The 24788-nt window shown below is 62.1% G+C and carries 27 protein-coding genes; 20 read left to right on the top strand and 7 right to left on the bottom strand.

The window, feature by feature from the left end:
- Positions 1–8: 8 nt before the first annotated feature.
- Positions 9–1151, bottom strand: coding sequence for a porin (locus tag AB3X89_RS25455; RefSeq protein ID WP_368585751.1), 1143 nt, complete (start codon positions 1149–1151; stop codon positions 9–11).
- Positions 1152–1837: 686 nt separating this feature from the next.
- Here AB3X89_RS25455 and AB3X89_RS25450 point away from each other — a divergent pair.
- A complete protein-coding gene (locus AB3X89_RS25450; RefSeq protein ID WP_368585750.1) occupies positions 1838–2155 on the top strand; it encodes a hypothetical protein in 318 nt (105 codons plus the stop codon).
- Between the two features lie 61 nt (positions 2156–2216).
- On the opposite strand, the gene AB3X89_RS25445 is transcribed toward AB3X89_RS25450, so the two are convergent.
- Positions 2217–2525: an EthD family reductase gene (locus tag AB3X89_RS25445; RefSeq protein ID WP_368585749.1), complete on the bottom strand. Its 309-nt coding sequence runs from the start codon at positions 2523–2525 to the stop codon at positions 2217–2219.
- A gap of 294 nt (positions 2526–2819) precedes the next feature.
- Between AB3X89_RS25445 and AB3X89_RS25440 the strand changes: the two genes are divergently transcribed.
- The 9 genes from AB3X89_RS25440 to AB3X89_RS25400 all read left to right on the top strand — a co-directional run bounded on the left by AB3X89_RS25440 (position 2820) and on the right by AB3X89_RS25400 (position 9371).
- Complete coding sequence (locus AB3X89_RS25440; protein ID WP_368585748.1) at positions 2820–2972, top strand: hypothetical protein; 153 nt, start codon at positions 2820–2822, stop codon at positions 2970–2972.
- 103 nt (positions 2973–3075) lie between these two features.
- Positions 3076–4524 carry a Fe-S cluster assembly protein SufB gene (sufB, locus tag AB3X89_RS25435; RefSeq protein ID WP_368585747.1) on the top strand — a complete coding sequence of 483 codons (1449 nt, stop codon included), beginning with the start codon at positions 3076–3078 and terminating at the stop codon, positions 4522–4524.
- Between the two features lie 14 nt (positions 4525–4538).
- Complete coding sequence (sufC, locus tag AB3X89_RS25430) at positions 4539–5321, top strand: Fe-S cluster assembly ATPase SufC (protein WP_368585746.1); 783 nt, start codon at positions 4539–4541, stop codon at positions 5319–5321.
- A 42-nt stretch (positions 5322–5363) separates the two neighbouring features.
- The gene (gene sufD, locus AB3X89_RS25425) at positions 5364–6689 is read left to right on the top strand and encodes a Fe-S cluster assembly protein SufD (protein WP_368585745.1); all 1326 of its coding nucleotides are present in this window, start codon (positions 5364–5366) and stop codon (positions 6687–6689) included.
- Positions 6686–7939 carry a SufS family cysteine desulfurase gene (locus tag AB3X89_RS25420; protein WP_368585744.1) on the top strand — a complete coding sequence of 418 codons (1254 nt, stop codon included), beginning with the start codon at positions 6686–6688 and terminating at the stop codon, positions 7937–7939. Before sufD ends, AB3X89_RS25420 begins: the two co-directional genes overlap by 4 nt.
- A complete protein-coding gene (gene sufU, locus AB3X89_RS25415) occupies positions 7936–8385 on the top strand; it encodes a Fe-S cluster assembly sulfur transfer protein SufU (protein WP_368585743.1) in 450 nt (149 codons plus the stop codon). The genes AB3X89_RS25420 and sufU overlap by 4 nt, the downstream gene beginning before the upstream one ends.
- A 27-nt stretch (positions 8386–8412) precedes the next feature.
- The gene (locus AB3X89_RS25410) at positions 8413–8769 is read left to right on the top strand and encodes an SUF system Fe-S cluster assembly protein (protein WP_368585742.1); all 357 of its coding nucleotides are present in this window, start codon (positions 8413–8415) and stop codon (positions 8767–8769) included.
- A 1-nt stretch (position 8770) separates the two neighbouring features.
- Positions 8771–9103: a Rieske (2Fe-2S) protein gene (locus tag AB3X89_RS25405; RefSeq protein ID WP_368585741.1), complete on the top strand. Its 333-nt coding sequence runs from the start codon at positions 8771–8773 to the stop codon at positions 9101–9103.
- A 25-nt stretch (positions 9104–9128) separates the two neighbouring features.
- On the top strand, positions 9129–9371 hold the full coding sequence (locus AB3X89_RS25400) for a hypothetical protein (RefSeq protein WP_368585740.1): 243 nt from the start codon (positions 9129–9131) through the stop codon (positions 9369–9371).
- Between the two features lie 42 nt (positions 9372–9413).
- On the opposite strand, the gene AB3X89_RS25395 is transcribed toward AB3X89_RS25400, so the two are convergent.
- Positions 9414–9689 carry a CBS domain-containing protein gene (locus AB3X89_RS25395; protein ID WP_368585775.1) on the bottom strand — a complete coding sequence of 92 codons (276 nt, stop codon included), beginning with the start codon at positions 9687–9689 and terminating at the stop codon, positions 9414–9416.
- Positions 9690–9803: 114 nt separating this feature from the next.
- Here AB3X89_RS25395 and AB3X89_RS25390 point away from each other — a divergent pair, with 114 nt between their 5' ends.
- The 5 genes from AB3X89_RS25390 (at position 9804) to AB3X89_RS25370 (ending at position 14213) form a co-directional block, all read left to right on the top strand.
- A complete protein-coding gene (locus tag AB3X89_RS25390) occupies positions 9804–12095 on the top strand; it encodes an FdhF/YdeP family oxidoreductase (RefSeq protein WP_368585739.1) in 2292 nt (763 codons plus the stop codon).
- Between the two features lie 398 nt (positions 12096–12493).
- A complete protein-coding gene (locus tag AB3X89_RS25385; RefSeq protein WP_368585738.1) occupies positions 12494–12754 on the top strand; it encodes a hypothetical protein in 261 nt (86 codons plus the stop codon).
- Between the two features lie 101 nt (positions 12755–12855).
- Entirely contained in the window at positions 12856–13002 is a 147-nt protein-coding gene (locus AB3X89_RS25380) for a hypothetical protein (protein ID WP_368585737.1), read from the top strand.
- 129 nt (positions 13003–13131) lie between these two features.
- On the top strand, positions 13132–13839 hold the full coding sequence (locus AB3X89_RS25375) for a succinate dehydrogenase/fumarate reductase iron-sulfur subunit (protein ID WP_368585736.1): 708 nt from the start codon (positions 13132–13134) through the stop codon (positions 13837–13839).
- Positions 13840–13898: 59 nt separating this feature from the next.
- On the top strand, positions 13899–14213 hold the full coding sequence (locus AB3X89_RS25370; RefSeq protein WP_368585735.1) for a four-helix bundle copper-binding protein: 315 nt from the start codon (positions 13899–13901) through the stop codon (positions 14211–14213).
- Between the two features lie 39 nt (positions 14214–14252).
- On the opposite strand, the gene AB3X89_RS25365 is transcribed toward AB3X89_RS25370, so the two are convergent.
- Both AB3X89_RS25365 and AB3X89_RS25360 read right to left on the bottom strand, forming a co-directional pair.
- Positions 14253–15161 (bottom strand): LysR family transcriptional regulator, encoded by a 909-nt coding sequence (locus AB3X89_RS25365; RefSeq protein ID WP_368585774.1) that lies wholly within the window; start codon positions 15159–15161, stop codon positions 14253–14255.
- 255 nt (positions 15162–15416) lie between these two features.
- Positions 15417–16247, bottom strand: a complete 831-nt coding sequence (locus tag AB3X89_RS25360; RefSeq protein WP_368585734.1) for a 3-keto-5-aminohexanoate cleavage protein — start codon at positions 16245–16247, stop codon at positions 15417–15419.
- A gap of 328 nt (positions 16248–16575) precedes the next feature.
- Here AB3X89_RS25360 and AB3X89_RS25355 point away from each other — a divergent pair, with 328 nt between their 5' ends.
- The 3 genes from AB3X89_RS25355 (at position 16576) to AB3X89_RS25345 (ending at position 20134) form a co-directional block, all read left to right on the top strand.
- A complete protein-coding gene (locus AB3X89_RS25355) occupies positions 16576–17124 on the top strand; it encodes a carboxymuconolactone decarboxylase family protein (protein ID WP_368585733.1) in 549 nt (182 codons plus the stop codon).
- Positions 17125–17437: 313 nt separating this feature from the next.
- Entirely contained in the window at positions 17438–18349 is a 912-nt protein-coding gene (locus AB3X89_RS25350) for a sterol desaturase family protein (protein ID WP_368585732.1), read from the top strand.
- A 285-nt stretch (positions 18350–18634) separates the two neighbouring features.
- A complete protein-coding gene (locus AB3X89_RS25345; RefSeq protein ID WP_368585731.1) occupies positions 18635–20134 on the top strand; it encodes a trypsin-like peptidase domain-containing protein in 1500 nt (499 codons plus the stop codon).
- An 894-nt stretch (positions 20135–21028) separates the two neighbouring features.
- Here the strand turns inward: AB3X89_RS25345 and AB3X89_RS25340 are convergent.
- Positions 21029–22219 (bottom strand): hypothetical protein, encoded by a 1191-nt coding sequence (locus AB3X89_RS25340; protein ID WP_368585730.1) that lies wholly within the window; start codon positions 22217–22219, stop codon positions 21029–21031.
- A 356-nt stretch (positions 22220–22575) separates the two neighbouring features.
- The gene (locus AB3X89_RS25335) at positions 22576–22983 is read right to left on the bottom strand and encodes an OsmC family protein (RefSeq protein ID WP_368585729.1); all 408 of its coding nucleotides are present in this window, start codon (positions 22981–22983) and stop codon (positions 22576–22578) included.
- A gap of 363 nt (positions 22984–23346) precedes the next feature.
- Here AB3X89_RS25335 and AB3X89_RS25330 point away from each other — a divergent pair, with 363 nt between their 5' ends.
- Both AB3X89_RS25330 and AB3X89_RS25325 read left to right on the top strand, forming a co-directional pair.
- A complete protein-coding gene (locus AB3X89_RS25330; RefSeq protein ID WP_368585728.1) occupies positions 23347–24099 on the top strand; it encodes a sulfite exporter TauE/SafE family protein in 753 nt (250 codons plus the stop codon).
- A 14-nt stretch (positions 24100–24113) separates the two neighbouring features.
- A complete protein-coding gene (locus AB3X89_RS25325; RefSeq protein WP_368585727.1) occupies positions 24114–24746 on the top strand; it encodes a LysE family translocator in 633 nt (210 codons plus the stop codon).
- Positions 24747–24788: the final 42 nt, after the last annotated feature.

Below are 24788 nucleotides of genomic sequence, written 5' to 3'. Positions count from 1 at the left end.
GACCCGTATCAGAACATGTGTTTGATGCCGACCATCACGCCCGTTTGACCCATGCCCGCGCCCGGCGTGGTCCCGCTACCGCCGCCACTGACCGAATAGCGCGCCTTCGCACTATTCGCCAGATACGCAGCCTGCGCGTAGACCGACGAACGCTTGCTCAGCAGATAGGTGGTGCGTAACGTTCCCATCGTTGCGCGAGTATCGTGGTCGCTATTGATGATGCGAAACACTTCGCCATCGAGCAGGAATGCAGGCGTGACCATGTACGAAGCGCCGAGGAAGAACAGGTCCGAACGGATATTGGGTACGGCCGGCGACTGGGTCACTACGCGGCGTCCAATCCAGCCTGCGCCGATCTTCGCGCCTGCGTACTGCGCATAGGCGCTCAGTTGCGTCCGGGCGTCCTTGTCCGCGGCGTTGATCAGAGGTATTGGCGCAACACCGTCGAAGAAGTTGGCGGCTGCGGTCGCGCCGCCGCGTTGCTCCTCGTACGACGCGGCAGCGCCGAAATATTGCGAGTCGTACTTGAGCATTGCGGACCAGTCGCGGCATTCCGTGGCATGGCCCGGAACGGAGCCGGTACAGGTTCCTTGTCCCGGCGAGTTGCCGGTACCCGCCGCGTCCCGTCCGAATGAATAACCCACGCCCAACGTAAAGCCTTTGTACGAGCCGAGATAGGTGATCGAGTTGTCGGTGCGCGCGTTGGGCACATAGGCATCCAGCGAGCCCATGCCGTAAATGTCCGGACCGATGATGTCGGCGCCCTGAATCGCGAGATAGGTCATCGTGTACTGACGGCCGAACGCGAGCGTCCCATACGGGCTCTTCACGCCGATGAACGCCTGGCGTCCAAACAGACGGCCGCCCTGTCCAGAACTGCCATCGCGCATGTTGAAGCCGCTTTCGAGTGTGAAGACAGCGCTGTAGCCGCCGCCTAGATCTTCGTTGCCACGCAGCCCCCAGCGCGACGGGAACTCTCCGGTAACGGACGGCATGCGAACGACACTGTCGCCGTTCGCGTTGGCGTGCGAGACATACTCGATCCCTGTGTCAACGATGCCGTACAACGTGACGCTCGATTGCGCCAGGGCTCCTGCGCTCATCGCGCAGAGCGCACCGAACATGAGGACGTGAGTCGACTTCAATTGCATGGTGATATCTCCGGACCTGTTGTTTGTTTTTTGTGTTGAACTGCGGTTGTGGATCTTGGGTACGACTCAGTCTTTCGCTCGGGCCGGCGCAGCGGCATGAACGCGGCAACCCAATATCAGGTAGGCTGATACTATGGTTAAAATTAAGCGCGTCCTGAAAGACGCGCCCTTCCGTCCGTCGTGATAGTTCCGTATTTGATATCAGGCACCCTGACAACGCAAGCGCGAAGTATTCGGTAGATTCCCCAGGGTTCGGAGGCGCGGAATTGGCTGCTAGCGAAAAAGTGAACTGGCCGGTCGCGTCCGCCTACCGGCATCGCGACGCAAGTTTCGACTGCTTTCCCGTCGCCATCTGGGACGAAGCAGTCGAAGACGCCGTGACCGTCGGGCGTCATCGCAACATTCCAGCGACCCGACTCCCCTGCACAACCCTGTGTCCGGGTAAGCTTTAGTCCGTTGATAGCGGGTTTGCGATGCGTTCGCGCCCTGTCTTCCATCTCATAGACTTGGAGCGGGAATGCAGGATGCGGCAGGCACGCAGCGCCAGGATGGAAGTGAGGCGCAAGCTTGCGGGGAATTTCGGCACTGACAGGGCTATTTTTGCGGGCCGTTTCGTGGACGCTGGAGTTATACAAACAACACACGAATCGGCTTGGGCCCGGGTAGGGGGCAAACAGGATGTTGCCATGAGTAATTTGACTAAAAGCGTCGCACGACTCGTCGTATCCGCTATTGCGGGGTTCTCGATGTACAGCGGCGCCGCCAGCGCGGCTTGCCCGGCATACGTGGAACTGTCTTCCGGCACCGTCTTCGATCTGGCGAAGCTGATTGCGGACAATGGGTCACCGTCGGCAGCGCTGGAAAAAGCTCGCGCCGATCTTGCGCAAGTGAACCGCGCCGGTGAGTGTTCGACGATCGAGCACACCCGTTATCACGCAGAGTGCGTGGAAATCGTCGAAGCGACCCAGAGAGCAGTAGCTGCTTTGGAACGTTGTTCACGGTAGTTCGCCTCGACGCGTGATCCGGTCCGGGCACCGGCATTCGACTACGCCAGGGTCGCGCGCACTACGCTTCTCTGGTGTCAAAGATCAGAAGATCTACACCTGCCTGCGCGAAGTTGCCGAGATCCGCCGCAGTCGCCTGTCCCGCGGGGGAGTCAAAGGCCGACTTGATGGCGTCGACCGAGTCGAAACGAAGCATGGCGACGAGATGGTAAGGCGAGTCGCCTTGCGCCAACACCACCGGCCCCGCACTGATCTCGTAACTTTTCAGGCCCGGCAAGGTCTTCGCCAGTGGCGCGTGGGTCGACGCGTAATAGTCATCGAACGCCTTGGTATCGATTGGTTTCTTGTAAAGCGCGACGAGCTGGGCCATGGTTCCGTCTCCTGTAAGTGGACCTTGAAAGGGTGGTTTGCTCCTCCAGCTGGGCGCAGATGCGTCACACCGCCTGCGGTCGAGCCGATGGACAGCTCGTTGAGTCTATGACACCTTCGCGAGAGTTCAAGCTCAGCAATCCTCATACCTCGGCGCAAGCTGCGACAAGGCCGAATTGGCGACAGCAGCGAGAACGTACACCCGCAGTGATGTCTTTCTTTTATCAGCGGCGACGGGGTGCTAGGGTTGGATATGAAACCAGACCAAACAGGTACGGTTCGCGGAGGCTCAATCATGTTGCGCATGAGCAAGCTTGCCGACCATGTCACGGTGACCGCGATCACCCTGGCACGCGATCCGGACACCGTGCAGAGTACTGGCCGACTCGCCGAAGCACTCGTATCCACTATTGGCTACGGCAGTCGCCAGACGGATCACGCTGTTTGACGCGATTGCAGCGATCAGGACAGCCGGCAAGCCGCTAAGCACACTTCCGGGATCGCCCCAAGCGCGCGATCCGGCCGCCGCAACGCTGAAAGCGGAGGTCTGCATGAGTTCAAGTGTATCGAGAATCGACGAGCTGATCCGGAGCGAATACCGCCACGGATTCGTGACCGATGTAAAGTCGGACACGTTGCCGCGCGGCGTGTCTGAAGATGTCATCCGCCTGATTTCAGCAAAGAAGAGTGAACCCGACTTCATGCTCGCCTGGCGCCTCTCGGCTTACCGGCACTGGCTGACCATGAACGAGCCTCATTGGGCATCGGTTGAGCACCCACCTATCGACTATCAGGACATTGCGTATTATTCGGCGCCGATTGGTCCGAAGGATCGCCCGAAGAGTCTGCAGGATGTCGATCCGGAACTGCTGCGCACGTATGAGAAACTCGGCGTTCCGCTCGAAGAGCGCGAGATGCTCGCGGGCGTCGCGGTGGATGCGGTGTTCGATAGCGTGTCGGTCGCGACGACGTTTCGCGAAAAGCTTGGCGCGCTAGGCATCGTGTTCTGTCCGTTTTCGGAAGCGGTGCAGACTCATCCTGAACTGGTGCGGCAATACCTCGGCTCAGTGGTGCCGCATACCGACAACTTTTTCGCTGCGCTGAACTCCGCGGTCTTTAGCGACGGCTCGTTCTGCTATATCCCGCCGGGCGTGCGTTGCCCGATCGAACTTTCCACGTACTTCCGCATCAACGCGCAAAACACGGGACAGTTCGAGCGAACGCTGATCATCGCGGACAAGGGAGCCTACGTCAGTTACCTGGAGGGTTGTACCGCGCCGATGCGCGACGAGAACCAGTTGCATGCTGCCGTGGTGGAACTGGTCGCGCTGGAGGGTGCGCAAATCCGCTACTCGACGGTGCAGAACTGGTATCCGGGCGATGCGCACGGGCGCGGCGGCATCTACAACTTCGTGACCAAGCGTGGCGATTGCCGTGAAGCAGACTCGAAGATTTCGTGGACTCAGGTCGAAACAGGCTCCGCCATCACGTGGAAATACCCGAGCGTGATCCTGCAAGGCGACAACTCAGTCGGCGAATTCTATTCGGTGGCGCTCACCAACAATTATCAGCAGGCTGACACCGGCACGAAGATGACGCATCTGGGTCGCAATACGCGCAGCACGATCCTGTCGAAGGGCATTTCCGCCGGCCACGGCAGGAACGCCTATCGTGGGCTAGTGAAAATTGCCCGCTCGGCGGAGGACGCGCGCAACTACACGCAGTGCGATTCGCTGCTCCTCGGCGATCGATGCAGTGCACTCACGGTTCCGTATATCGAGGTGAAAAACCCCACCGCGAAGGTCGAGCACGAGGCATCGACGTCGCGCATCGACGAGGACCAGCTCTTCTACTGCCGACAGCGAGGCCTTTCGGAGGAAGAAGCGGTGTCGATGATCGTCAACGGCTTTTGCAGGGAGGTCCTCAAGGAGCTGCCCATGGAGTTCGCCGTCGAAGCACAAAAGCTGCTCGGCGTGAGTCTTGAAGGCAGCACGGGCTGACAGGGACAACGGTCATGCTAGAAATCAGCAAACTGAGCGTTGAAGTAGAAGGCAAGCCGATCCTGCGCGGGGTCGATCTGCGTGTGAACGCGGGCGAGGTGCACGCCATCATGGGGCCGAACGGTTCGGGCAAGAGCACGCTTGCCAACGTGCTGGCGGGCCATCAGCATTACCGCGTAACAGGTGGCAGCGTGCGGTATGCGGGCCGTGACCTGCTCTCGCTCGCGCCGGAGGAGCGTGCACGCGAAGGGCTTTTTCTCGCGTTTCAATACCCCGTCGAAATACCGGGTGTCAGCAACGTGTATCTGCTGAAGGCCGCGCTGAACGCACAGCGTACGCACCGCGGCGAACCCGAACTGGATGCAATGGAATTCCTGCAACTGGTGAAGGAGAAAATGGCGCTTATGCAGATGGACGAAAGCCTGCTGCATCGCGCGGTCAACGAAGGGTTTTCAGGGGGCGAGAAAAAGCGCAACGAGGTGCTGCAGATGGCGGTGCTGGAGCCGCGCCTCGGGATTCTCGACGAAACCGATTCGGGCCTCGATATCGATGCGCTGCAAGTGGTTGCGCGAGGCGTCAATCAGATGCGCCACCCGGACCGCGCAATCGTCCTGGTCACGCACTACCAGCGTCTGCTCGAATACGTGGTGCCTGACAGCGTGCACGTGCTTTCAAAGGGGCGTATTGCAAAATCCGGAACGCGCGAGCTGGCACTAGAACTGGAGCGCAAGGGTTATGGATGGCTCGGTGAGGATGCGCCGAACGGGCCGCATTCCGGCCCATCCCACCCGTACTGACACGAGGCGGTCATACGTGAGATCGCGAGGAGTAGACGTCAAATGAGTGAACCGACGCTCGAGTACCTCCATCAGGCTTTCCAGACCCTGTCGAGTACGCTGCCCGGCGCGGAACTTCCGTGGTTGCGCAGCGCGAGGCGCGAGGCGTTCGAAAAATTCGAAGGGCTTGGCTTTCCCACCACTCGGCTCGAAGACTGGAAGTACACGAATGTGGCGACCATCGCTAAGCGGTCATGGCATTTCACGCCGCGGCCCAGCGACGACCTGGACGTCGAGCGCATCGTCGACGATCTCGTGCCCTACAGGACGGCAGGTCGGCTCGTGTTCGTCAACGGCCGCCATATGCCGAAGCTGTCGCGCATGCCGTCTTTGCCGCACGGCGCATTTGTCGGCAGTCTCACGCGGGCCATCCGGGAGATACCGGAGCGCCTGAAGGCCGTCATTGAGCACCAGGCACCGCACGATGGCTTCGCGGCCCTGAACACAGCGTTTCTGAGCGACGGTTACGTGGTCCTGTTGCCGCCGGACTGTGCGATCGATGGGCCGCTCGTCATGCTGTTCCTCACCGACGAGGCGGGTCTCGCGGTACATCCTTTCAACACGGTGCTGGCGGATGATCGCTCGCGGTGCTCGATCGTCGAGCAGTTTGCCGGTTTCTCCGACGACGCGTATCTGGTCAATTCCGTCACCAGGATCGCGGCAGGCGACGAGGCCGACGTGCAGCATTGCCGCGTCCACCATGAAGCACGCAGCGCGTTCCATATTGCGCATGTCGATGCCTCGCAACAGCGTGCGAGCCGCTTCACGTCGCACTCGTTCGCACTCGGTGGCGCACTCTCTCGTACGCAGATCGGCACACGGCTGCAGGCCGTGGATGCCCGCGCCGAGCTGAACGGGCTGTATGTCGCGACCGCGAGGCAGCATGTCGATCATCACACGCGCATCGATCACGAGAAACCGGCTGGATCGAGCCGCGAGCACTACCGCGGCGTGCTCGACGGTGCGTCACATGGCGTATTCAACGGCAACGTGATCGTGCATCGTCACGCGCAGAAGACCGACACGCATCAGTCGAACTTCAATCTTCTGCTGTCGCGCGATGCGCAGATCGACACGAAGCCGCAACTGGAGATCCATGCCGACGACGTCAAGTGCACGCATGGCGCAACCGTAGGCCAGCTTGACGAGAACCAGCTGTTCTATCTGCGCTCACGCGGCATCGACGAACGGGTTGCGCGGGCTTTGCTGATCTGGGCGTTTGCGCGCAGCAGTGTGGAGCACGTGAGCATCGAGGCGGTGCGCCACAAACTGACGCAAATGCTGCTCGCGCGCACGCCGGAAGGCGAGCGCATTCGGGGACTGGTATGAAACCGATCGAACCTGTGATGATCCCGGACGACGATACGGTGGCGCGTTGGCGAAGCGACTTCCCGATTCTTCGCGAGCTGATACACGGCAACCCACTGGTGTATCTCGACAACGGCGCGACGACCCAGAAGCCTTCGGCCGTGATCGACGCGCAGCGCGATTATTACGAGCATACGAATGCGAACGTACATCGCGGCGTGCACGAGTTGTCGCAGCGCGCCACGAACGCGTACGAAGCTGCGCGCGAACGGATTGCGCGCTTCATCAATGCGGCGCGCGCGGAGGAAATCGTCTACGTGCGCGGCACGACGGAGGCGATCAACCTGGTTGCGCAGAGTTATGTGCGTCCTCTCGCGAAGCCCGGCGACGAGATCCTGATCAGCGCGATGGAACATCACTCGAACATCGTGCCGTGGCAACTCGTATGCGAGCAGACGGGCGCGGTGTTGAAGGTCGTGCCGATCGATGACAGCGGCGCGCTCGATGTCGATGCCTACCGACAGATGATCGGCGAGCGTACGCGTATCGTGGCGATCACGCATGTATCGAACGCGCTCGGTACGGTCAACCCGGTCGCGCGGATGATCGAGGTCGCGCACGCGCGCGACGTGCCTGTGCTGATCGACGGCGCGCAGGCGGTTGCACATCTGCGTGTCGACGTGCGTGCGCTCGATTGCGATTTCTATGCGTTCTCCGGGCACAAGGCGTATGGGCCGACGGGAATCGGCGTGCTGTACGCCAAGGCGGACACACTGCAGGCGATGGAACCGTGGCAGGGCGGTGGCGACATGATCCGCTCGGTGACGTTCGACAAGACCATCTACAACGCCATTCCCTGGAAGTTCGAGGCGGGCACACCGGACATTTGCGGTGCGATCGCGCTCGCGGTGGCGCTCGACTATGTGAGTGCAATCGGCACCGAAACGATCGGCGCACATGAGGCCGGGCTGCTCGCGTATGCGACCGATGCAATGCGTGCGGTGCCACATCTGCGGCTGATCGGTACCGCAACCGAAAAGGCAGCCATTCTGTCGTTCGTGCTCGACCACGTGCATGCACACGACGTCGGTACGATTCTCGATCAGCACGGCGTCGCGGTGCGCGCCGGGCATCATTGCGCGATGCCCGTCATGGAGCGCTTCGGCGTGCCGGCAACCGTGCGCGCGTCGTTCGCGTTGTACAACACGCGGGCCGACGTGGAGGCACTCGTCAAGGCAATGGCGCACGTGCAGGAGGTATTTGGGCAATGAGCAGTCTGCGCGACCTGTACCAGGAAGTGATTTTCGACCACTACCGGAGACCGAGAAACCGTCGGCGGCTGCCGGATGCGAATCACAAGGCGGAGGGCTATAACCCCTTGTGCGGAGACCGCATCACGCTGTATCTGCGCATCGAGGATGGCGTCGTGACGGACGTTGGGTTCGAGGGGGTAGGTTGTGCGATTGCTATTGCCTCGGCCTCGCTGATGACCGAAGCGCTTAAGGGGCGCACGGAATCGGAAATGGAGGCGCTCTTCGGGGCGTTTCACGACATGATGATGACGGCGCCGCCAGCGGGCGCGTCTTCGCAGCTCGGCAAGCTCGCCGTGTTCTCGGGTGTACGCGAATTCCCGGCGCGCGTGAAGTGCGCGACGCTCGCATGGCACACGCTTCATGCGGCGCTGCATGACGAGTGCGGCACCATCTCGACGGAATGATGTGTTGGAGGAAACGAGGTGAACACGATGAGCGCATTCGACTGGCTGAAACGGGAAGACGGGCCGGAGCCCAGTGACCCCGACCTGCGCTCGCGCGTGATCGACGCGCTGCGTACGGTGTTCGACCCGGAAATTCCGGTGAACATCTACGATCTGGGGCTGGTGTACGGTCTGGACGTCGACGGCGATACGGGCAGCGTGTCCATTCGCATGACGCTAACGGCGCCGGGCTGTCCGGTCTCGCAGAGCTTTCCGGCGACGATCGAAGATGTCGTCTATTCGGTGGCAGGCGTCAATACGGTACGGGTCGAGCTGGTGTGGGAACCGCCGTGGACGAAAGAGCGGATGTCGGAAGCCGCCCGTCTGCAATGGGGGATGCTTTGACATGACAGACTGGGTCGATGTCGCGGCGATGACGGATTTCCCGCCTGGTTCGGTGCGCAGCGTAGACGTGGATGGCACACAGGTTGCGGTGTTCAATCTCGATGGCGTCTGCTACGCAATCGAAGATTGCTGTCCGCACGACGGCGGCATCCTGACTGGCGGTGCCGTCGAGGATGACCAAGTGGTGTGTCCTCGCCATGGCGCCCGTTTTTGTATCAGGACCGGCAAGGTGCTGGCTCCGCCGGCCTACGAAGACGTCGCAGTGTTTCCGGTGCGCATCGAGGCTGGTGTGCTACAGGTGCGCGACGCGCGCGACGACGACAGTGCTTCGTGAACGAGACTTTCTCCCGGGAGACTCTATGAAAACCGATCACGTTACCAAGTACCGCGGTTTGCTGATCCGATCAGTCGTCACTCCCGGGCCCAGCGATCGCTATCGGGCGTCAGCCATCGTGACCGACCAGACAGGCGAAACGCGGACGCTGGGCGTCGACGGCGATTTCGCGGAGCCGAACGACGCTCACGTCCAGGCGACGGAACTCGCGATCGCATGGATCGACGGGCGCCACGTTGTATCCGATCACTACGTACGCCGGGGATAGATCAGCCGACGCCGGCACCCGTCGAATGGCTGGCTGTTGAATTCACGGCACGTATAGCCGCTTTAGCGCTCCGGTTCGCAAGGCGTGGAAATCGCCCCCAGCGTTGAAGAAATTTCGTCGTCGGAGCGCGTGGCAAGGATCGACGACCGGAATCCGGCGGACTTGCGCGTCCGCCATCCTGTCCTTGACGGCCTGGACGTCGTCGTCTTCGTAGCAGCAGCCCGGTTCGCCACTGGCGATCCCTTCTATCGTTTCCTCGGGCGACGCTCCTGGCGATACCGCACGCGTCACGATATCCCGATCAGTCAGCATGCCCACCACCTCCCCGTCCTCGCGAACGGGTAGCAATCACCGTACCCCTCGACGCAGTAGCCGGGAACGTGACGTGCTAACCCATCATGACGTGACATTTTTGACCAGACGGGTGGACTCATGAGCAATGAAGCCAAAAGCGCTGCATATCCCTACGCATCGGGTGGATGGGGTTCCGTCAAGGCGGTCGCGACGATCCTGCTTCGCGAAAAAGCGCCGCTGAAAGATAGCCAGGTTCTGATGCATCAGAACAAGCCCGACGGTTTCATGTGCGTCAGCTGCTCGTGGGCGAAGCCCGCCGATCCGCATACCTTCGAGTTCTGTGAAAGCGGCGCGAAAGCCACCGCGTGGGATCTGACGGCCAAACGCGTAACGCCGGATTTCTTCGAGGTCCACACTGTCAGCGAGCTTGCGAAGTGGCATGACCACGATCTCGAGGAAGCGGGGCGGCTGACCGAGCCGCTGCGCTACGACCCGGCTACCGACCGCTACGTGCCGGTGTCGTGGCAGCAGGCATTCGAGGAGATCGGCGCCGAGCTGCGCACGCTCGACCCGGCCAGCGTGGTGTTCTACACGTCGGGCCGCGCATCGCTGGAAACCTCGTACATGTTGCAGCTTTTCGCGCGCATGTACGGCACCAACAATCTGCCCGACAGCTCGAACATGTGCCACGAGAGCACCAGCGTCGGGCTCAAGGAAGCGATCGGCGTGGGCGTCGGCACAGTCTCGCTCGACGACTTCGAGAAGACCGACCTGATGTTCTTCTTCGGCCAGAACGTCGGTACGAATAGCCCGCGCATGCTGCATCAGTTGCAGGACGCGCGCAAACGCGGCGTGCCGATCATCACCTTCAATCCTTTGCGCGAGCCGGGGCTGCTGCATTTCGCAAACCCGCAGTCGCCGGTCGACATGCTCACACCCGCCGATACGCAGATCAGCACCCAATACCATCAGGTGAAGACGGGGGGCGATACCGCCGCGATCCTCGGGATCTGCAAACTTGTGATCGAAGCGGACGATCGCGCTGTCAGCACGGGCGGCGCGCGCGTCGTCGACGTCGATTTCATCCGCGAGCATACGAACGGCTACGAGGGGTTCGCGCAGTACGCGCGCGCGGCGAGCTGGGACGACATCGAGCGGGTAAGCGGCCTGCCGCGCGCCGCGCTCGAAGCGGCCGCCGACGAATACATGAAGGCGAACGCGGTGATGATCCACTATGGCATGGGTCTCACGCAGCATCGGATGGGTGTGCAGAACGTGCGCATGCTGTGCAATCTGCTGCTGCTGCGCGGCAATGTCGGCAAGCCCGGCGCGGGGCCGTCGCCGGTGCGCGGTCATTCGAACGTGCAGGGTCAGCGCACGGTCGGCATCACCGAAAAGCCGGAACTCGCGCCGCTCGATCAGCTCGCCAAACAGTTTTCATTCGAGCCGCCGCGCGAGAAAGGCATGAACATCGTCGAGGCCTTCGAGGCGATGCTCGATGGCAAGGTCAACGCGATGATCAACCTCGGCGGCAACCTCGTGCGCTCGGTGCCCGACCGGGTGCGCACCGAACCGGCGTGGGCCGCGCTCGGGCTGACGGTCAATGTGGCGACCAAGCTCAATCGCAGCCACCTGGTGCACGGCCAGCGCTCGTACCTGCTGCCGTGTCTGAGCCGCATCGAGATCGACCGGCAGGCGGGCGGCGCGCAAGCGGTGTCGATGGAAGACAGCACGGCGCACTTTCATGGCTCGCATGGCATGGTCGAACCGGCCGCGCCGACGATCCGCTCGGAGCCGTTCATCGTCGCGGGCATCGCTAAGGCGACGCTCGGCGAGCGCTCGAGCGTCGACTGGGATGCATGGCGCGACGACTATTCGCGCGTACGGCTGGAAATGGCGAAGACGTGGCCCGAGATGTTCGCTGATTTCGAGGCGCGCATGTGGACACCTGGCGGCGTGATACGGCCGCTGCCCGCGCGCGAACGCAAGTGGAAGACCAGGAGCGGCAAGGCCGAATTCATGGTGCCGACTTTGATCGGCGAAGATCCGGACATGCCCGAGCGTGAGCCCGATTCGCTGCGCTTGATGACCCTGCGCAGCGACAGCCAGTTCAACACGACCATTTATGGCCTCGACGACCGCTTCAGAGGCATCAAGGGTTCGCGCATGGTGATCCTGATGAATCCCGCCGACATGGAGAAGCGCGGGCTCGCCCACGGCGACCGCATCGGCCTCGAGACGATCGCGGACGATGGCGTCGAGCGCCGTGTCGAGGGGCTGAGCGTCGTTCCGTTCGACGTGCCGCAGGGATGCATCGGCGGCTATTACCCGGAATGCAATCCGCTGCTGCCGCTGTGGCACTACGCGAAGGAGAGCAAGGTGCCGGGCGCGAAGTCGATTCCGGTGCGCGTGCTGGCGGCCAATCGATGATTCAGCGCTGACACAAAAAGGCCGGCATCGTTACCTGTGCCGGCCGCTGAATTACACCCGGGCAGCGCGTGAAGGGCATGATAAGCGCGTGCCCACCTTTATGATAGTCGCGCCCGCGGCGCACAGACAGACGCACCGCGTGTTGATAACTCATGAGTTGCGGACGGGTGTGGGGCCGACCGGGTGTCCGTTACCCGATACTTAAGGACATAGCACGGCGCGACATACTGTTCGTATACTGCGACGTCCCCTACGGATTCGGGGACAGCGTTTCTCTAGAAGCGCTTAATGGCGATCACGCCGCAATGCCGGGTGATCGCCTTTTTTCACGGAGCACCGCTCGAAGGAGGCTTACGCGTCGAATGTGAAGGTAAACAACCCGAAGGTTGGGGGAGACGATGACAGAACGTATTGAAGATGTGCTGGCGGAGATGATCAACGTAAGCACCGAGATCAGGGTGCGAACATCCGCGCTGGCCAAAATGGAAGGAAGCCTCGCGCGGAGCGACGAGCCCCTGCTGCGCGATGCGCTCGACACGACTCGCCGGGAGCTGTCGCTGCTAAATCAGCTCAAGGGCGAGCTCATAGGCCGCTTGCTGGCACTCGAAAGCGGCGCTCGGGACAGAGCGGCAACCAATCGCCCGATGCCGATCCCATGACGCAGATGCGCCGCATTGGCGTCCCTGGCCGAATGCGGTGCTCGCGGGTCTGCGGCATGCTCACTGACAGGCATATCGAACGAAACCTGAAGGAGCAGACCATGAGCGCAACGCAGCCTTCCGTGCAACAGACGCCCGCCAATGACGACGACACGGACCTGCCGAACATGCCGGGCGAACCGGAGCCGCCAACCACCGAAGACCTCCCCGATCTGCCCGAGCCGCAGGAAGTGGGCGAGGACGGTTGACGCGCGCAGCCGCGGCCTTTACCGCGGCGCATGCCTCACGACCCACATCTCATCCTCTGCAGCGAGCGGGCGTGGAGCGCCTGCTCGCAGTGCGACGGGGCGTCCGTGCGCTCCGCCATCGGAGTGACCATGAACGATCTTCGAACTGTCGATATCTACCGGTACGACCCCGACGCCGACGAACGTCCGCGGCTGCAGCAATACGAGGTCGAACTGGGGCACGGCGAACGCATGCTGCTCGACGTGCTCGGCGCGATCAAGGTGATGGACGAGTCGCTGGCTTATCGCCGCTCTTGCCGCGAGGGCATCTGCGGCTCGGACGCGATGAACATCAACGGCAAGAACGGGCTAGCGTGTCTGACCAACATGCAGGAACTGCCGAAGCACATCGTGCTGCGGCCATTGCCAGGCTTGCCGGTGATCCGCGATCTGATCGTCGACATGACGCCGTTTTTCAATCAATACCATTCGATCAAGCCGTGGCTCGTCAACGACGATCCGCCACCCGAGCGCGAACGCCCGCAGTCACCGGAGGAACGCGACCAGCTCGATGGGCTGTACGAATGCATTCTGTGCGCGTGCTGTTCGTCGTCGTGCCCGAGCTTCTGGTGGAACCCGGACAAATTCGTCGGTCCCGCGGGTCTGTTGCAGGCCTTCCGGTTCATCGCGGATTCGCGCGACAAGGACACGGCCGCGCGACTGACGAATCTCGAAGACGCCTACCGGCTGTTTCGTTGCCGCACCATCATGAACTGCGTGGACGTGTGCCCGAAGGGGCTCAATCCGGCGCGCGCGATCGGCGAAATACGCACGATGCTCACGCGTCGCACGGTGTGATCTCGAGACGGCATGGCGCTTGCTGTTTTACTGCGCTACGAGGCTGCCAAGGAACCGCAATGACCCCCCAGGACTGTATCGACGCGCTCGACCATTGCGCGAGCGCCTGCACCCGGTGTTACTCCGCGTGCATCGCGGAGCGGCATATCGATGAAATGGAAAAATGCATCCGGCTCGACATGGATTGCGCGGCGCTGTGCCGCTTGACGTCGGAGGCCCTCGCGCGCGACACGCAGTTCATGCAAGATTTCTGCGACTTCTGCGCGCGCCTGTGCGACGTCTGCGCCGACGAATGCGCGCGTCATCCGGCGCAGCATTGCCAGGATTGCAGCGATGCGTGTCGCCGGGGCGCGGAAGCGTGTCGCGCGCTATGACGGAACGCGGGTCCGGGCGTGACCCGCGATATGCAACCTCTAGCGCCGCGGCTTCGAGCCCTTCCAGTTCGACTTGCGTGCGAACTCGACGAACGAAGCCAGATAGTCGAGCGACGCATCCGCGTCGCGTGTGCCGAGAAAAATCTGCTTGGCGATGCCGGCCTTGCCGAGCTTTACGCTAACCACCGGCATACGGTCCGCGTATTCCTCGGCGAGCCAGCGCGGCAACGCGGCCACGCCGCGCTTGCTTGCGACCATCTGCAGCATGATGTCGGTGGTCTCGATCGTCTTGTGACGGCGCGGGGCGACGTCGGCGGGGCGCAGGAACAGGTTGTAGATGTCGAGGCGATCAGTGTCGACCGGATAGGTGATCAGCGTTTCATCGACGAGCTGTTCGGGCTCCACGTAACGCGCGTTGGCCAGCCGATGCCCGTCGGCCACCACCAGCACCTGCTCGTAGTCGAACACGGGCTCGAAGCTTAGGCCAGGCCGATTCAGCGGATCAGGCGTGACGAGAACGTCGATGTCGTAGCCGAACAGCGCGCCGATGCCACCGAACTGGAAGCGCTGCTTGACGTCGACATCGACATCGGGCCAGCGCGCGAGGTACGGCGACACGACCTTCAGCAGCCACTGGTAACACGGATGACATTCCATGCCGATGCGCAGTGTGCCGCGCTCGCCGTTCGCGTATTGCTTCATGCGCGCTTCGGCGTGCTCGAACTGCGGCAGCAGCCGGTCGGCGAGCGACAGCAGATATTGGCCCGCCTGCGTGAGGCGCAGGTTGCGGCCGTCACGGTCCCAGACCGGCGTGCCGAGCTGCTGCTCGAGCTTCCTGACGGTATGGCTCAACGCTGATTGCGTCAGATGCAGCGCACCGGCTGCTGCGGTGAGCGACCCCTGCCGGTCCACTTCGCGGATCAGGGTGAGATGAAAGCGTTCGAGCATGAGGGGGATGAGATTCGACAAAGTGCGACGCGTATCGTAGCGCGATTATGCGGGCGGGCTGCAAAACCTGGAGCATGGAGCGAATATCTACGGCTCGGAGCCAGTCGAATGACTGGTACCGGGCACTCGTTTCGTCAGTGGGGCGCTTTCGCGTCCTGGCGTCGTCGACCAGGTCTTGAATTTCTTGAGGTTGCCAGCACGCGAGCGTCCCCTTACGCGGACGCCAGACGGGAGCGAGTGGCCCGTCCCGTCGGCCTACCTCGCAGGAAGAGCGAGCATTTCACGCGCTTTGGCCGCACTTGCCACCGGCCGGCCATATTCGTCACACAAAGCGGCCACCCGTGCAACGAGTTGCGCGTTGCTCTTTGCCAGCGTGTCCTTGTCCCAGCGCACATTGTCTTCGAGACCGGTGCGGCAGTGCCCGCCCATTTCAAGAGTCCAATGATTGACCTCCAACTGATGACGTCCGATACCAGCGGCGGTCCATGTTGCATCCGGCAATAGCGTCTTGAGTTGCTGGACCTCGAACTCGAGAATCTCGCGACGCGCAGGTAGCGCGTTCTTTACACCCATGACGAATTGAACGTGTACAGGAGACTTCAGCAACCCTTGCTGGACGAGATCTGCCGTGCTGTACAGCATCGCCAGATCGAAGACTTCGATTTCGGGTTTGACATCGTAGTCGAGCATCGTTTGCGCAAGCGCGCGCACGAAGTCCGGCGGATTTTCATAGACGGTAGTCGGGAAATTGACGGAGCCCGTTGCGAGCGACGCCATATCCGGCCGCAGGTCGAGCATCGCGCCGCGTTGCTCGAACGAACGGCCACGGCCGCCTGTCGAAAACTGAATGATGATGTCGGGGCAATGCTTGCGGATGCCCTCCTGAAGTGCGGCGAAACTCGCGCGGTCGGAACTCGAGTTCTCCTGTTCGTCGCGCACGTGCAGATGAACCAGCGATGCCCCGGCTTCGTACGCTTCCTGCGTGCTTTCGATCTGCTCGGAGATCGTGATCGGCACAGCCGGGTTGTCCTTCTTGCGCGGAACTGAGCCAGTGATCGCAACGGAGATGATGCACGGTTCACTCATGGCTAACACTCCCGTTTCCGATTTTCGTATTTTCCAAGTCTAGTTCAAAAAGGGTGCAACTTATATTGCCGGGGAAGGGGACAGGTACGCAGGTGGTAGTGCCGATAATCGTGCAGTAGCGATGTAAGTTTGTTGAAATGATTCGGTCAGGGTGCTCCCGAAGTCAGCGAGGGCGAAGCGGCGGAACATCGCCTGACTCGGCGCGACCCGTGGATAGTGTGGTTCGTTTATTACCTGCCATGTAATTGGCTGGACTCGCGCCTCTGACTAGTCTGCGCATGTCGCCTGTACGTTGTCAGCGACACACCTCGACCCTCAAGGAAATACCATGGCCAACTTTCCCACCTATACGCTCGAATCCGCACCCGAACAATCGAAGCCCGCGCTGAACAGCCTCGCCGAGATCTTCGGTATGGTGCCCAATATGCCTGCCAAAATGGCGGGCTCACCGAGGCTGATCACTGCCCTCTTGGGTGTGTTCAATCAGGCGCACGGCGGCAACCTCGACGAACAGCAGATGCAGGTACTGCTGCTCACCAATGCGGTGACCAATGGCTCCGCCTGGCCGGTCGCTTTCCACTCATTCCTCGGGCTCAAGGAAGGCCTGAGCGAGGCCGACGTGCAGGCGATCCGCGAACGCCGCTTCCCGCAGGACGCCAGGCTTGCGGCGCTGTCGCGCCTCGCACGCACGCTGATCGAAAAGCGCGGTCGCATCGACGACCACGACATCGCCGCGTTCACCGAGGCGGGCTTCGATCAGGCGCTGGTGCTTGATGTCGTCCTCGTCGTCGCCGCCTCGACGATGACGAACTACACCGCGAGCGTCACCCAGCCGCCGCTCGAAGAACTCTTGCAGCCGTACGAATGGAAGGCTTGATGCGAGTTTCGGCGGCGTGAATAGCAATAGAACCCGCCGCCGCGGAAGGCCTGGTAAAGCCCTTTCCTTGCCGGGAAAGGGCAACGCCGATCTGCGATCGTCACGGGGAAAATCTTGTTCGCGGACCTTCCTTTAGGGGGTGAATCCCCCCGAAGCCCCCGCCAGAAGCCTCCCCAATCCCATGACACGCGGTGAAATACCTTTTGCGTAGCCAGTCACGAGAACCCTGTCTAAAGTGCGCGTATCGATGCGATGCACTGACCCCTCGTCACCGCAGACGATACATCCCGCCACCACCCGATATGGCATCGTCATGGAATCCTTCACAAAACTTCTTCTCGTCGTAACCGGCGTCGTCGTTGTCGTTTCACTGATCGAAGCAGTCGTGCTGAGCCGCAGGAAGAGTGCGTCCTCACCATTTGCCTGGCACGAGGTGTGGATCTCGCTGTTCGACCTGGCCGCGCGCAGGCTGATATCACTGCTGCCGATCTCGGTCGCCACGCCAGTTTTCAGCTTCGTCTACGACCATCGTATCTTTACGGTCGACGTCAATAGCGCGCTCATGGTGTTTGCGCTCTTCATCGGAATGGAGTTCTGCTACTACTGGTATCACCGTGCGTCGCATCGTGTGCGCTTCTTCTGGGCCACGCATGCCGTGCACCATTCGCCGAACCAGTTGACGCTTTCAACGGCCTACCGTCTCGGCCTGACCGGCAAGCTGACCGGCTCGACGCTGTTCTTCGCGCCGCTGGTATGGCTCGGGGTCAAGCCCGAGGTCGTGCTGCTCACGCTGTTCCTCAATCTTATGTACCAGGGCTGGTTGCATACCACGTACATACCCAAGCTGGGCTGGTTCGAATATGTGTTCAATACGCCGTCCCACCACCGTGTGCACCATGCATCGAACGTCGATTACCTGGACGCGAACTACGGTGGCGTGCTGATCATCTTTGACCGGCTGTTCGGCACCTACGTGGAAGAACGCGCTGACGAACCGTGCCGCTACGGTCTCGTGACGCCGACCACGTCGCGCAACCCGCTCGTCGTCGAGTTCGAGCACTGGGCCACGCTAATTCGCGATATGGTCAAGGCGAAGAGCCCGTGGATCGCGATCAATCACGTGATCCAGCCGCCGGGCTGGCTGCCGGACGGCGGAGGCGAAACGACGGAAGAACTGCGCCGCAAGAGCAAACAACCCGGCGCGACGGGAGCGCTCAACGGCTAAAGCTTTAGTCAGGAAGGTACGAAATTGCACCGGTCCACGGTCAAGCGACTCGCGAAATTCGTAGGTGGTTTGGGTGGTATCGATCTGTCTCGGTCATTCACGTCATTCTCTATATTCTGGCGCGCTAGAACTGGGTGATCTTGCTTTCGTTGGTGAGCTGAGTCACACCGGAGCGCCGCCAGCGGCATAAAATTATTCATCAGCGTCTGTTCTGTTCGCCATCGCTGTTGGCCTTGGTCGCTTCAGACTTCGATACGCTGCGATGACGACCGCCTCGGAGGCGCCGTGTTCCGCCGGACCTTGAATCGCACGTTGCTCCATGCTGCGGTGGCAGCTGGACTTCTGGGCGGCTGTCCGTGCCTCTTGCCAGCTGCGCTCGCCGCCGGCACCGCGTCACCCCAGCCTGCTGACGCGAAGTTGGTTGCACCGGCCAATGCCACGACGCCATCTGACTTCCCCACCATGGTCGAGCGATACGGGCCCGCCGTAGTCCATATCCGCGCAACGGCGCCAGAGAAGCAAACCTCCGCGTCGCCCCCCGAGGACATCGGCCCCCACGATCCGATCGCCGCGTTTTTCAGCGGCGTCGCGCCGCAATCCCCGGAGCCGCAACGCAATATTGCTCGCGTGACAACGGGCACCGGCTCCGGATTCATCATCAGCCCCGATGGCCTCATTCTGACCACCGCACATGTGGTGGATCAGGCGGACGAAGTCACGGTCAGTCTGACGGACCGGCGGGAGTTCAAGGGCAAGGTGCTGATCGTCGACACAGATAGCGACGTTGCGGTGATTCAGATCGATGCCGCGACGCTGCCGGCCGTCAAGCTCGGTGACTCGTCGCGCGTGCGTGTCGGTGAACAGGTGCTGACGATCGGATCGCCCGACCGTTACCAGAACACCGTTACGACTGGCATCGTTAGCGCCACTTCGCGAGTGTTGCCGGACGGCAGCAATTTTCCCTTTTTCGAAACCGAGGTTGCCGCCAGTCCCGACAATTCGGGCGGTCCTCTGTTTGACCGGGCGGGCGAGGTGATCGGCATCGACGTGCAGGTCTATCCGGACGCGGAGCGGTACCCGAGCCTGACGTTTGCGATTCCGATCAACATGGCGAATAAGGTGCGAGCGCAGTTGCAAACCCAGAGCAACGGACCGGCGGGCATTGCTGGTGTAGAGGTTCAGGACGTCGGACCTGGGCTGGCGGTGGCCATTGGCCTGCAACGGCCGGCCGGGGCGCTCGTCAACGTCGTCACGCCTGGTACGCCCGCCGCCGCGAGTGGCCTTAGGCCTGGCGACGTCATCACACAGATTGGCGACAGGACGATCGCTCGCTCGGCCGAGCTGGCCCAGTATGCCGGCGGGCTGCAGCCCGGAACGAAGACGACGCTCACGCTAATCCGCAGCCAAAAGCCGATGACGATTGAAATCATCGTCGGCGCGCGCGGCGAAACCCCGAGCGCCGTGCAAGCCCCTGGTGCAGCGTCGAATCCCGCTCCGGCCCAAACTGCAAGCGCCGCACCGGATCGCCTTGGCTTGACGATGCATCCGCTGAACAACGACGAGAAGCGGGCGAATGATCTTCCGGAAGGGATGATGGTGGACCAGGTGACTGGACCTGCGGCGACCGCTGGCATACGCGCTGGCGATATCGTCCTGTCGTTCAATGGCGAGCTGATCGAATCCCGGGAGCAAGCGAGTGCAGTGGAAGAAAAGGCGAAGAAAGCGATATCGGTGCTGATCCAGCGTCAAAATGCTCGCCGGTTTGTCTCCGTCACGCTCAGGTGACCGTCGCTGCGCGATGCGCATGCAAACTGCCTCATGACGCAAGGCGGACAAGGTGGCGACGATCTCACAACTTCATTGAGGTGCGACCTAACAGGCACAGCGAATGCTCCACTTGCATGCGTCGCCGCCAACTGTACAGGGATCGCGCAGAGGTGCGCCGGGCGGCGGTTCCGGTCGCCAGTCAAGATCGGCCACGAAGATGGCGGGCGTTTCCATAGCTCAAAGGCTTAGGATAGAAAAGCGGGTTCACGGCTCCCCATTGCCGTGACGGAACCGTGGGCGAACAGGCCGAACCGCGGCTCATTTCGATGAGCACTCCGTAAAGGGGACGGCAGATGAACGTAGTGAATGGAAGGACCAGGCGAAACGATCCGGGTTCGGGTGCCGGTAGCCCGGATGCAGACATCAATACCGCACAGCCTTCGCGTGGCCGACATCTCGCGCTTTGGGCTGCGTCGGCAAGCGCGTTGGCTGTCGCGGTCATGGGTGTGGTCGCGCAAATCGATCGGTTCGACGATGATCAGGCGCTCGGGATTAACGAAACCACGTCGCCAGCGCCACACACGACATGGTTCGGGCATGTCGCGCTACCGCCGTCGCCTTCCACCCACCCAACCGCGGTTGGCGGTGCTGAACTCGCCCCGCCGGCGTTTTCCGGTCCGTCCGATCATGGCGCTAGAACTGCTCCGGAGCCTGCTGCGCCGCAGTCGGTCACACGAGAGCCCGACCAGGCAAGCTATACCGCTGCACAAGCTCGCCACCATTCGGCGCCGGACGTGAGAGCAATCGAGCGGCATGCGAGCGGGATCACTGGACCCAAATCGCCGACGACACAAGCGTCTTCGTCCGATCATGTCGCGCGATCATCGTCAGTTTCTGCGCGGGGATCTGCAACTACCAGTGCTGAGCACGCTCCACGCGCGTCTTCCGCTTCGCTCGATCACCGCAGCGCGCCTTCTCCGAATACTCGCGGCGCAGGTTCTCGGAATTCTGCTTCACTGCAACTGGTTCAAAGACAGCCTGCAGGCAGTCGCGCAGGAGGTAGTTTGGGCGCGGGCGGTTCAGGGGTAGGCACAGCCGGTTCGGGTTCGGGCGGTTCGAATGCCGGCAACTCGGGTGCAGGCGCGTCCGGTTCGGGCGCACGCGGTTCTGGTGCCGGTGCCGGCGGCTCGGGTGCAGGTGCAGCCGGTTCGGGCGCAGGCAGTTCGGGCCCGGGCGCGGCCGGTTCTGGTGCCGGTGGTTTGGGTGCTGGCAGTTCGAGTGCAGGCAGTTCGGGCGCAGGCGGTCACGGTGCGGGCAGTTCGGGTGCGGGCAGTTCGGGTGCGGGCAGTTCGGGTGCGGGCAGTTCGGGTGCGGGCAGTTCGGGTGCGGGCAGTTCGGGCGCGGGCGGTTCGGGCGCGGGCAGTTCGGGTGCAGGCAGTTCGGGCGCAGGCGGTCACGGTGCAGGCAGCTCGGGTGCAGGCAGCTCGGGCGCAGGCGGTTCGGGTACAGGCGGTTCGGGCGCAGGTAGTTCGGGTGCAGGCAGTTCGGGTGCAGGCAGCTCGGGCGCAGGCAGCTCGGGCGCAGGCAGTTCGGGCGCAGGCAGTTCGGGCGCAGGTAGCTCGGGCGCAGGCAACTCGGGCGCAGGCAGTTCGGGCGCAGGCGGTTCGGGTACAGGCGGCTCTGGTGCAGGTAGTTCGGGTGCAGGCAGTTCGGGCGCAGGCGGTCACGGTGCAGGTAGTTCGGGTGCAGGTAGTTCGGGCGCAGGCGCAGGTGGTTCGGGTTCAGGCGGGTCTGGCGCAGGCAGTTCGGGCGCAGGCGGTCACGGTGCAGGCGGCTCGGGCGCAGGCAGTTCGGGCGCAGGCGGCTCCGGCGCAGGCGGCTCGGGCGCAGGCGGCCCCGGCGCAGGCAGTTCGGGCGCAGGCGGGTCTGGCGCAGGCAGTTCGGGCGCGGGCGGTCACGGCTCAGGCGGTCCGGGTGGAGGCGGTCACGGCTCAGGCGGTTCAGGCGGCGGCGGTCACGGCGGAGGCGGTTCGGGCTCGGGCGGGTCAAGGTAATCCGCAGCCTCGTTTTCGGCCGCTCCTTCGTGCACGGCACGAAGGTCATAGCGGCCATCCGACGGGAAATCCCGATCGTGTGGCGCGACAAGCAAGATGAGCATGTCGCGGCGAAGTTGATGAGCCAACGTTGATGGACCCAGACAAGCGCTCATTGATTGACGCGCCCTTTTTTGATTGTCGCCGATGCGGCTCTCATCTTGTTCGATGCGCGGCACGATTGGATAAAACGTGAAGGGTGAAATCCGTTGCGTATGTCCATCTCTATGGTGGCAGCTCCGATGGCTGTACGCAGCCGGCCGCCCTGTTCTGGCAACACTGAGAGGCAAACGTCAGTTGCCGAAGCGCATCGAGCATATGAGAGCAATGACGGGAACTGACCGGCAGTACCCGTTCGTCCACTCTTCACCGCTCGATCATCGTGGTGTCAATGCGCGTGCCGCGCTTGATGAAGAGCGTGACGGGCGTCTTTTCGCAGATCTCCGCGAGTCGGGCCCGTTGTGCGGCGTCGAGCGGCGCATCAACGTCGACGGTGCGACGGATGTACTGGTTGCGCTCCTGATCGGCGTGCAGAGTCGTGGTCACATCGATGCTGCCGTCGGGCCAGCCTTTGCGCTGCATGTACATGCGCAGCGTTGCCGACGTGCACGCGGCGAGACCCGCAAGCACGAATTCGAAAGGGGCAGGCCCGCGATCCTGACCGCCTTCGTGCGGGCCCTCGTCGCCAGCGAGCGCATGGCGGCCGGCTTCGAGGGCCACGAGGTAGTTGGGGGCATCGGCGGCGAGCCGTGCGGAGGCGGTGGCGAGCGGCATGGTAACTCCTCGGAACTGGGCGCCACTGCAGCGGTGGTCGATTGCAGTGGACGCGTTCAATATCGCCGGCTGCGTGCGGGAGCCGGCGCTGGCGGGAACGATTGTGCCACCCTCAACGAGGTGGCGCTGGGCGCGGGCCGTACGCTTTCAGGCGGCATCGCGCCGAGCGTCGTCTGCCGCCGTGTGACCACGCGGCGAATCGATCCTCGCGATGCGTATTTGCTCGATGAAGCTGCGCAGCTTGCTCTCAGTGAACGCGCGAAGCCGATGAGCCGGCCTTGCGCCAGCTACGGTCTGCGGTCCGCCACCGAGATGCGCCAGCAGGCTTTGCATCGGCGCGGATAGGTTAAAGGCGTGACCGGAATGGGCCTGCCCACAGTTGCCATGGGCGTGCTCGGAGCCATCATGTCGCCGCTTACGGCGGCGGCCATCCTGATCATTCCGTCGTTCGTGACCAACGTGTGGCAGATCCTAGTCGGACGAGACATACTCCGCCTCACGCGACGCCTATGGGCCATGATGCTCTGCATCGTGATCGGTACCGTCCTAGGCACGCGACTGCTGGTATTCGTTGACCCCGTCTGGTCGGGACGTGCGCTGGGACGTGCGCTGATCGCCTACGCGGCCTATGCGCTGTTCTTGCCGACACTTTCGGTCCCGCAACGGCGCGAGTCCTGGCTTTCGCCCGTCATCGGCATGACTACCGGCTTGCTGACCGGCGCCACCGGCGTCTTCACGATTCCCGCCGTGCCTTATGTGCAGTCATTGGGTCTTCAAAAAGACGAGCTTGTGCAGGCTCTTGGCCTTTCGTTCACCCTCTCCACGGTTGCTCTCGCAGCAGGGCTCTTCGCCCACGGCGCGTTCAGGATCGATCAGCTCGGCTTGTCGCTGCTGGCTGTCGTTCCTGCTCTCGCTGGAATGTGGTTGGGCTCGATCGTGCGGCAGAAAATCAGTCCAAAAAACTTCCCGCCGTTGCTTTCTCCTATTTCTCATCGTCTTGGGTCTCGAACTGGCGCTGCATCCGTTCTCTTGAGTCTTGCCAAACATGTGCTGGCGGAAACCCGCAAAGCTAGTGGAAAATCACGGATGAAAATTCGCCGCCTTCGATACGCGTAACTTTGGAGTTTTCGATGCCCAATCTAAGTCATTTCCTTTCATTCGGTCTCGTTGCACTCGGCATGGTGCTTACACCCGGACCGAATATGGTTTATCTGATTTCACGCTCCATCTGCCAAGGTCGTCAAGCTGGACTTATCTCCCTGGCTGGCGTCGCCCTTGGTTTCGTGTTCTACATGCTGTGTGCGGCATTCGGCATCACCGCTCTGGTTCTCGCTATACCTTACGCCTACGATGCGCTCCGCTTTGGCGGCGCGATGTATCTGCTCTATCTTGCGTGGCAAGCAGTCAAGCCCGGCGGACGCTCACCATTTCAGGTCCGCGATCTTCCCGTGGACAGTCGCCGCAAACTGTTCCTGATGGGGTTCACCACCAATCTGCTGAACCCCAAAATCGCCGTGCTCTACCTGTCGCTATTGCCTCAATTCATTGATCCGTCGCACGGCAGCGTATTTCATCAATCACTCGCCTTGGGCGCAACGCAGATCCTGATCAGCGTCTGCGTGAATGCAGCCATTGCGACCATGGCTGGTTCGATTGCCGGATTTCTCGCGAGCCGCCCGACGTGGATTACGCTTCAACGCTGGTTGATGGGCACAGTGCTAGCAGGCCTTGCAGTCCGCATGGCAACGGAAGCCCGCCGGTAACCTTCCTGTTCCGCGCGCACGAATGGCGGGGCAAGGTGCAGA

Source organism: Paraburkholderia sp. BR14320 (assembly GCF_040948665.1).
In the GTDB taxonomy this organism is placed as follows: domain Bacteria; phylum Pseudomonadota; class Gammaproteobacteria; order Burkholderiales; family Burkholderiaceae; genus Paraburkholderia; species Paraburkholderia youngii.
This window is presented reverse-complemented; position numbering and strand designations above follow the sequence as displayed.

Bases quoted from the DNA above. Each gene is read 5' to 3' on its own strand.
- AB3X89_RS25455 (WP_368585751.1), bottom strand. From the start codon at position 1,151: ATGCAATTGAAGTCGACTCACGTCCTCATGTTCGGTGCGCTCTGCGCG.
- AB3X89_RS25450 (WP_368585750.1), top strand. From the start codon at position 1,838: ATGAGTAATTTGACTAAAAGCGTCGCACGACTCGTCGTATCCGCTATT.
- AB3X89_RS25445 (WP_368585749.1), bottom strand. From the start codon at position 2,525: ATGGCCCAGCTCGTCGCGCTTTACAAGAAACCAATCGATACCAAGGCG.
- AB3X89_RS25440 (WP_368585748.1), top strand. From the start codon at position 2,820: ATGTTGCGCATGAGCAAGCTTGCCGACCATGTCACGGTGACCGCGATC.
- sufB (WP_368585747.1), top strand. From the start codon at position 3,076: ATGAGTTCAAGTGTATCGAGAATCGACGAGCTGATCCGGAGCGAATAC.
- sufC (WP_368585746.1), top strand. From the start codon at position 4,539: ATGCTAGAAATCAGCAAACTGAGCGTTGAAGTAGAAGGCAAGCCGATC.
- sufD (WP_368585745.1), top strand. From the start codon at position 5,364: ATGAGTGAACCGACGCTCGAGTACCTCCATCAGGCTTTCCAGACCCTG.
- AB3X89_RS25420 (WP_368585744.1), top strand. From the start codon at position 6,686: ATGAAACCGATCGAACCTGTGATGATCCCGGACGACGATACGGTGGCG.
- sufU (WP_368585743.1), top strand. From the start codon at position 7,936: ATGAGCAGTCTGCGCGACCTGTACCAGGAAGTGATTTTCGACCACTAC.
- AB3X89_RS25410 (WP_368585742.1), top strand. From the start codon at position 8,413: ATGAGCGCATTCGACTGGCTGAAACGGGAAGACGGGCCGGAGCCCAGT.
- AB3X89_RS25405 (WP_368585741.1), top strand. From the start codon at position 8,771: ATGACAGACTGGGTCGATGTCGCGGCGATGACGGATTTCCCGCCTGGT.
- AB3X89_RS25400 (WP_368585740.1), top strand. From the start codon at position 9,129: ATGAAAACCGATCACGTTACCAAGTACCGCGGTTTGCTGATCCGATCA.
- AB3X89_RS25390 (WP_368585739.1), top strand. From the start codon at position 9,804: ATGAGCAATGAAGCCAAAAGCGCTGCATATCCCTACGCATCGGGTGGA.
- AB3X89_RS25385 (WP_368585738.1), top strand. From the start codon at position 12,494: ATGACAGAACGTATTGAAGATGTGCTGGCGGAGATGATCAACGTAAGC.
- AB3X89_RS25380 (WP_368585737.1), top strand. From the start codon at position 12,856: ATGAGCGCAACGCAGCCTTCCGTGCAACAGACGCCCGCCAATGACGAC.
- AB3X89_RS25375 (WP_368585736.1), top strand. From the start codon at position 13,132: ATGAACGATCTTCGAACTGTCGATATCTACCGGTACGACCCCGACGCC.
- AB3X89_RS25370 (WP_368585735.1), top strand. From the start codon at position 13,899: ATGACCCCCCAGGACTGTATCGACGCGCTCGACCATTGCGCGAGCGCC.
- AB3X89_RS25365 (WP_368585774.1), bottom strand. From the start codon at position 15,161: ATGCTCGAACGCTTTCATCTCACCCTGATCCGCGAAGTGGACCGGCAG.
- AB3X89_RS25360 (WP_368585734.1), bottom strand. From the start codon at position 16,247: ATGAGTGAACCGTGCATCATCTCCGTTGCGATCACTGGCTCAGTTCCG.
- AB3X89_RS25355 (WP_368585733.1), top strand. From the start codon at position 16,576: ATGGCCAACTTTCCCACCTATACGCTCGAATCCGCACCCGAACAATCG.
- AB3X89_RS25350 (WP_368585732.1), top strand. From the start codon at position 17,438: ATGGAATCCTTCACAAAACTTCTTCTCGTCGTAACCGGCGTCGTCGTT.
- AB3X89_RS25340 (WP_368585730.1), bottom strand. From the start codon at position 22,219: ATGACCTTCGTGCCGTGCACGAAGGAGCGGCCGAAAACGAGGCTGCGG.
- AB3X89_RS25335 (WP_368585729.1), bottom strand. From the start codon at position 22,983: ATGCCGCTCGCCACCGCCTCCGCACGGCTCGCCGCCGATGCCCCCAAC.
- AB3X89_RS25330 (WP_368585728.1), top strand. From the start codon at position 23,347: ATGGGCCTGCCCACAGTTGCCATGGGCGTGCTCGGAGCCATCATGTCG.
- AB3X89_RS25325 (WP_368585727.1), top strand. From the start codon at position 24,114: ATGCCCAATCTAAGTCATTTCCTTTCATTCGGTCTCGTTGCACTCGGC.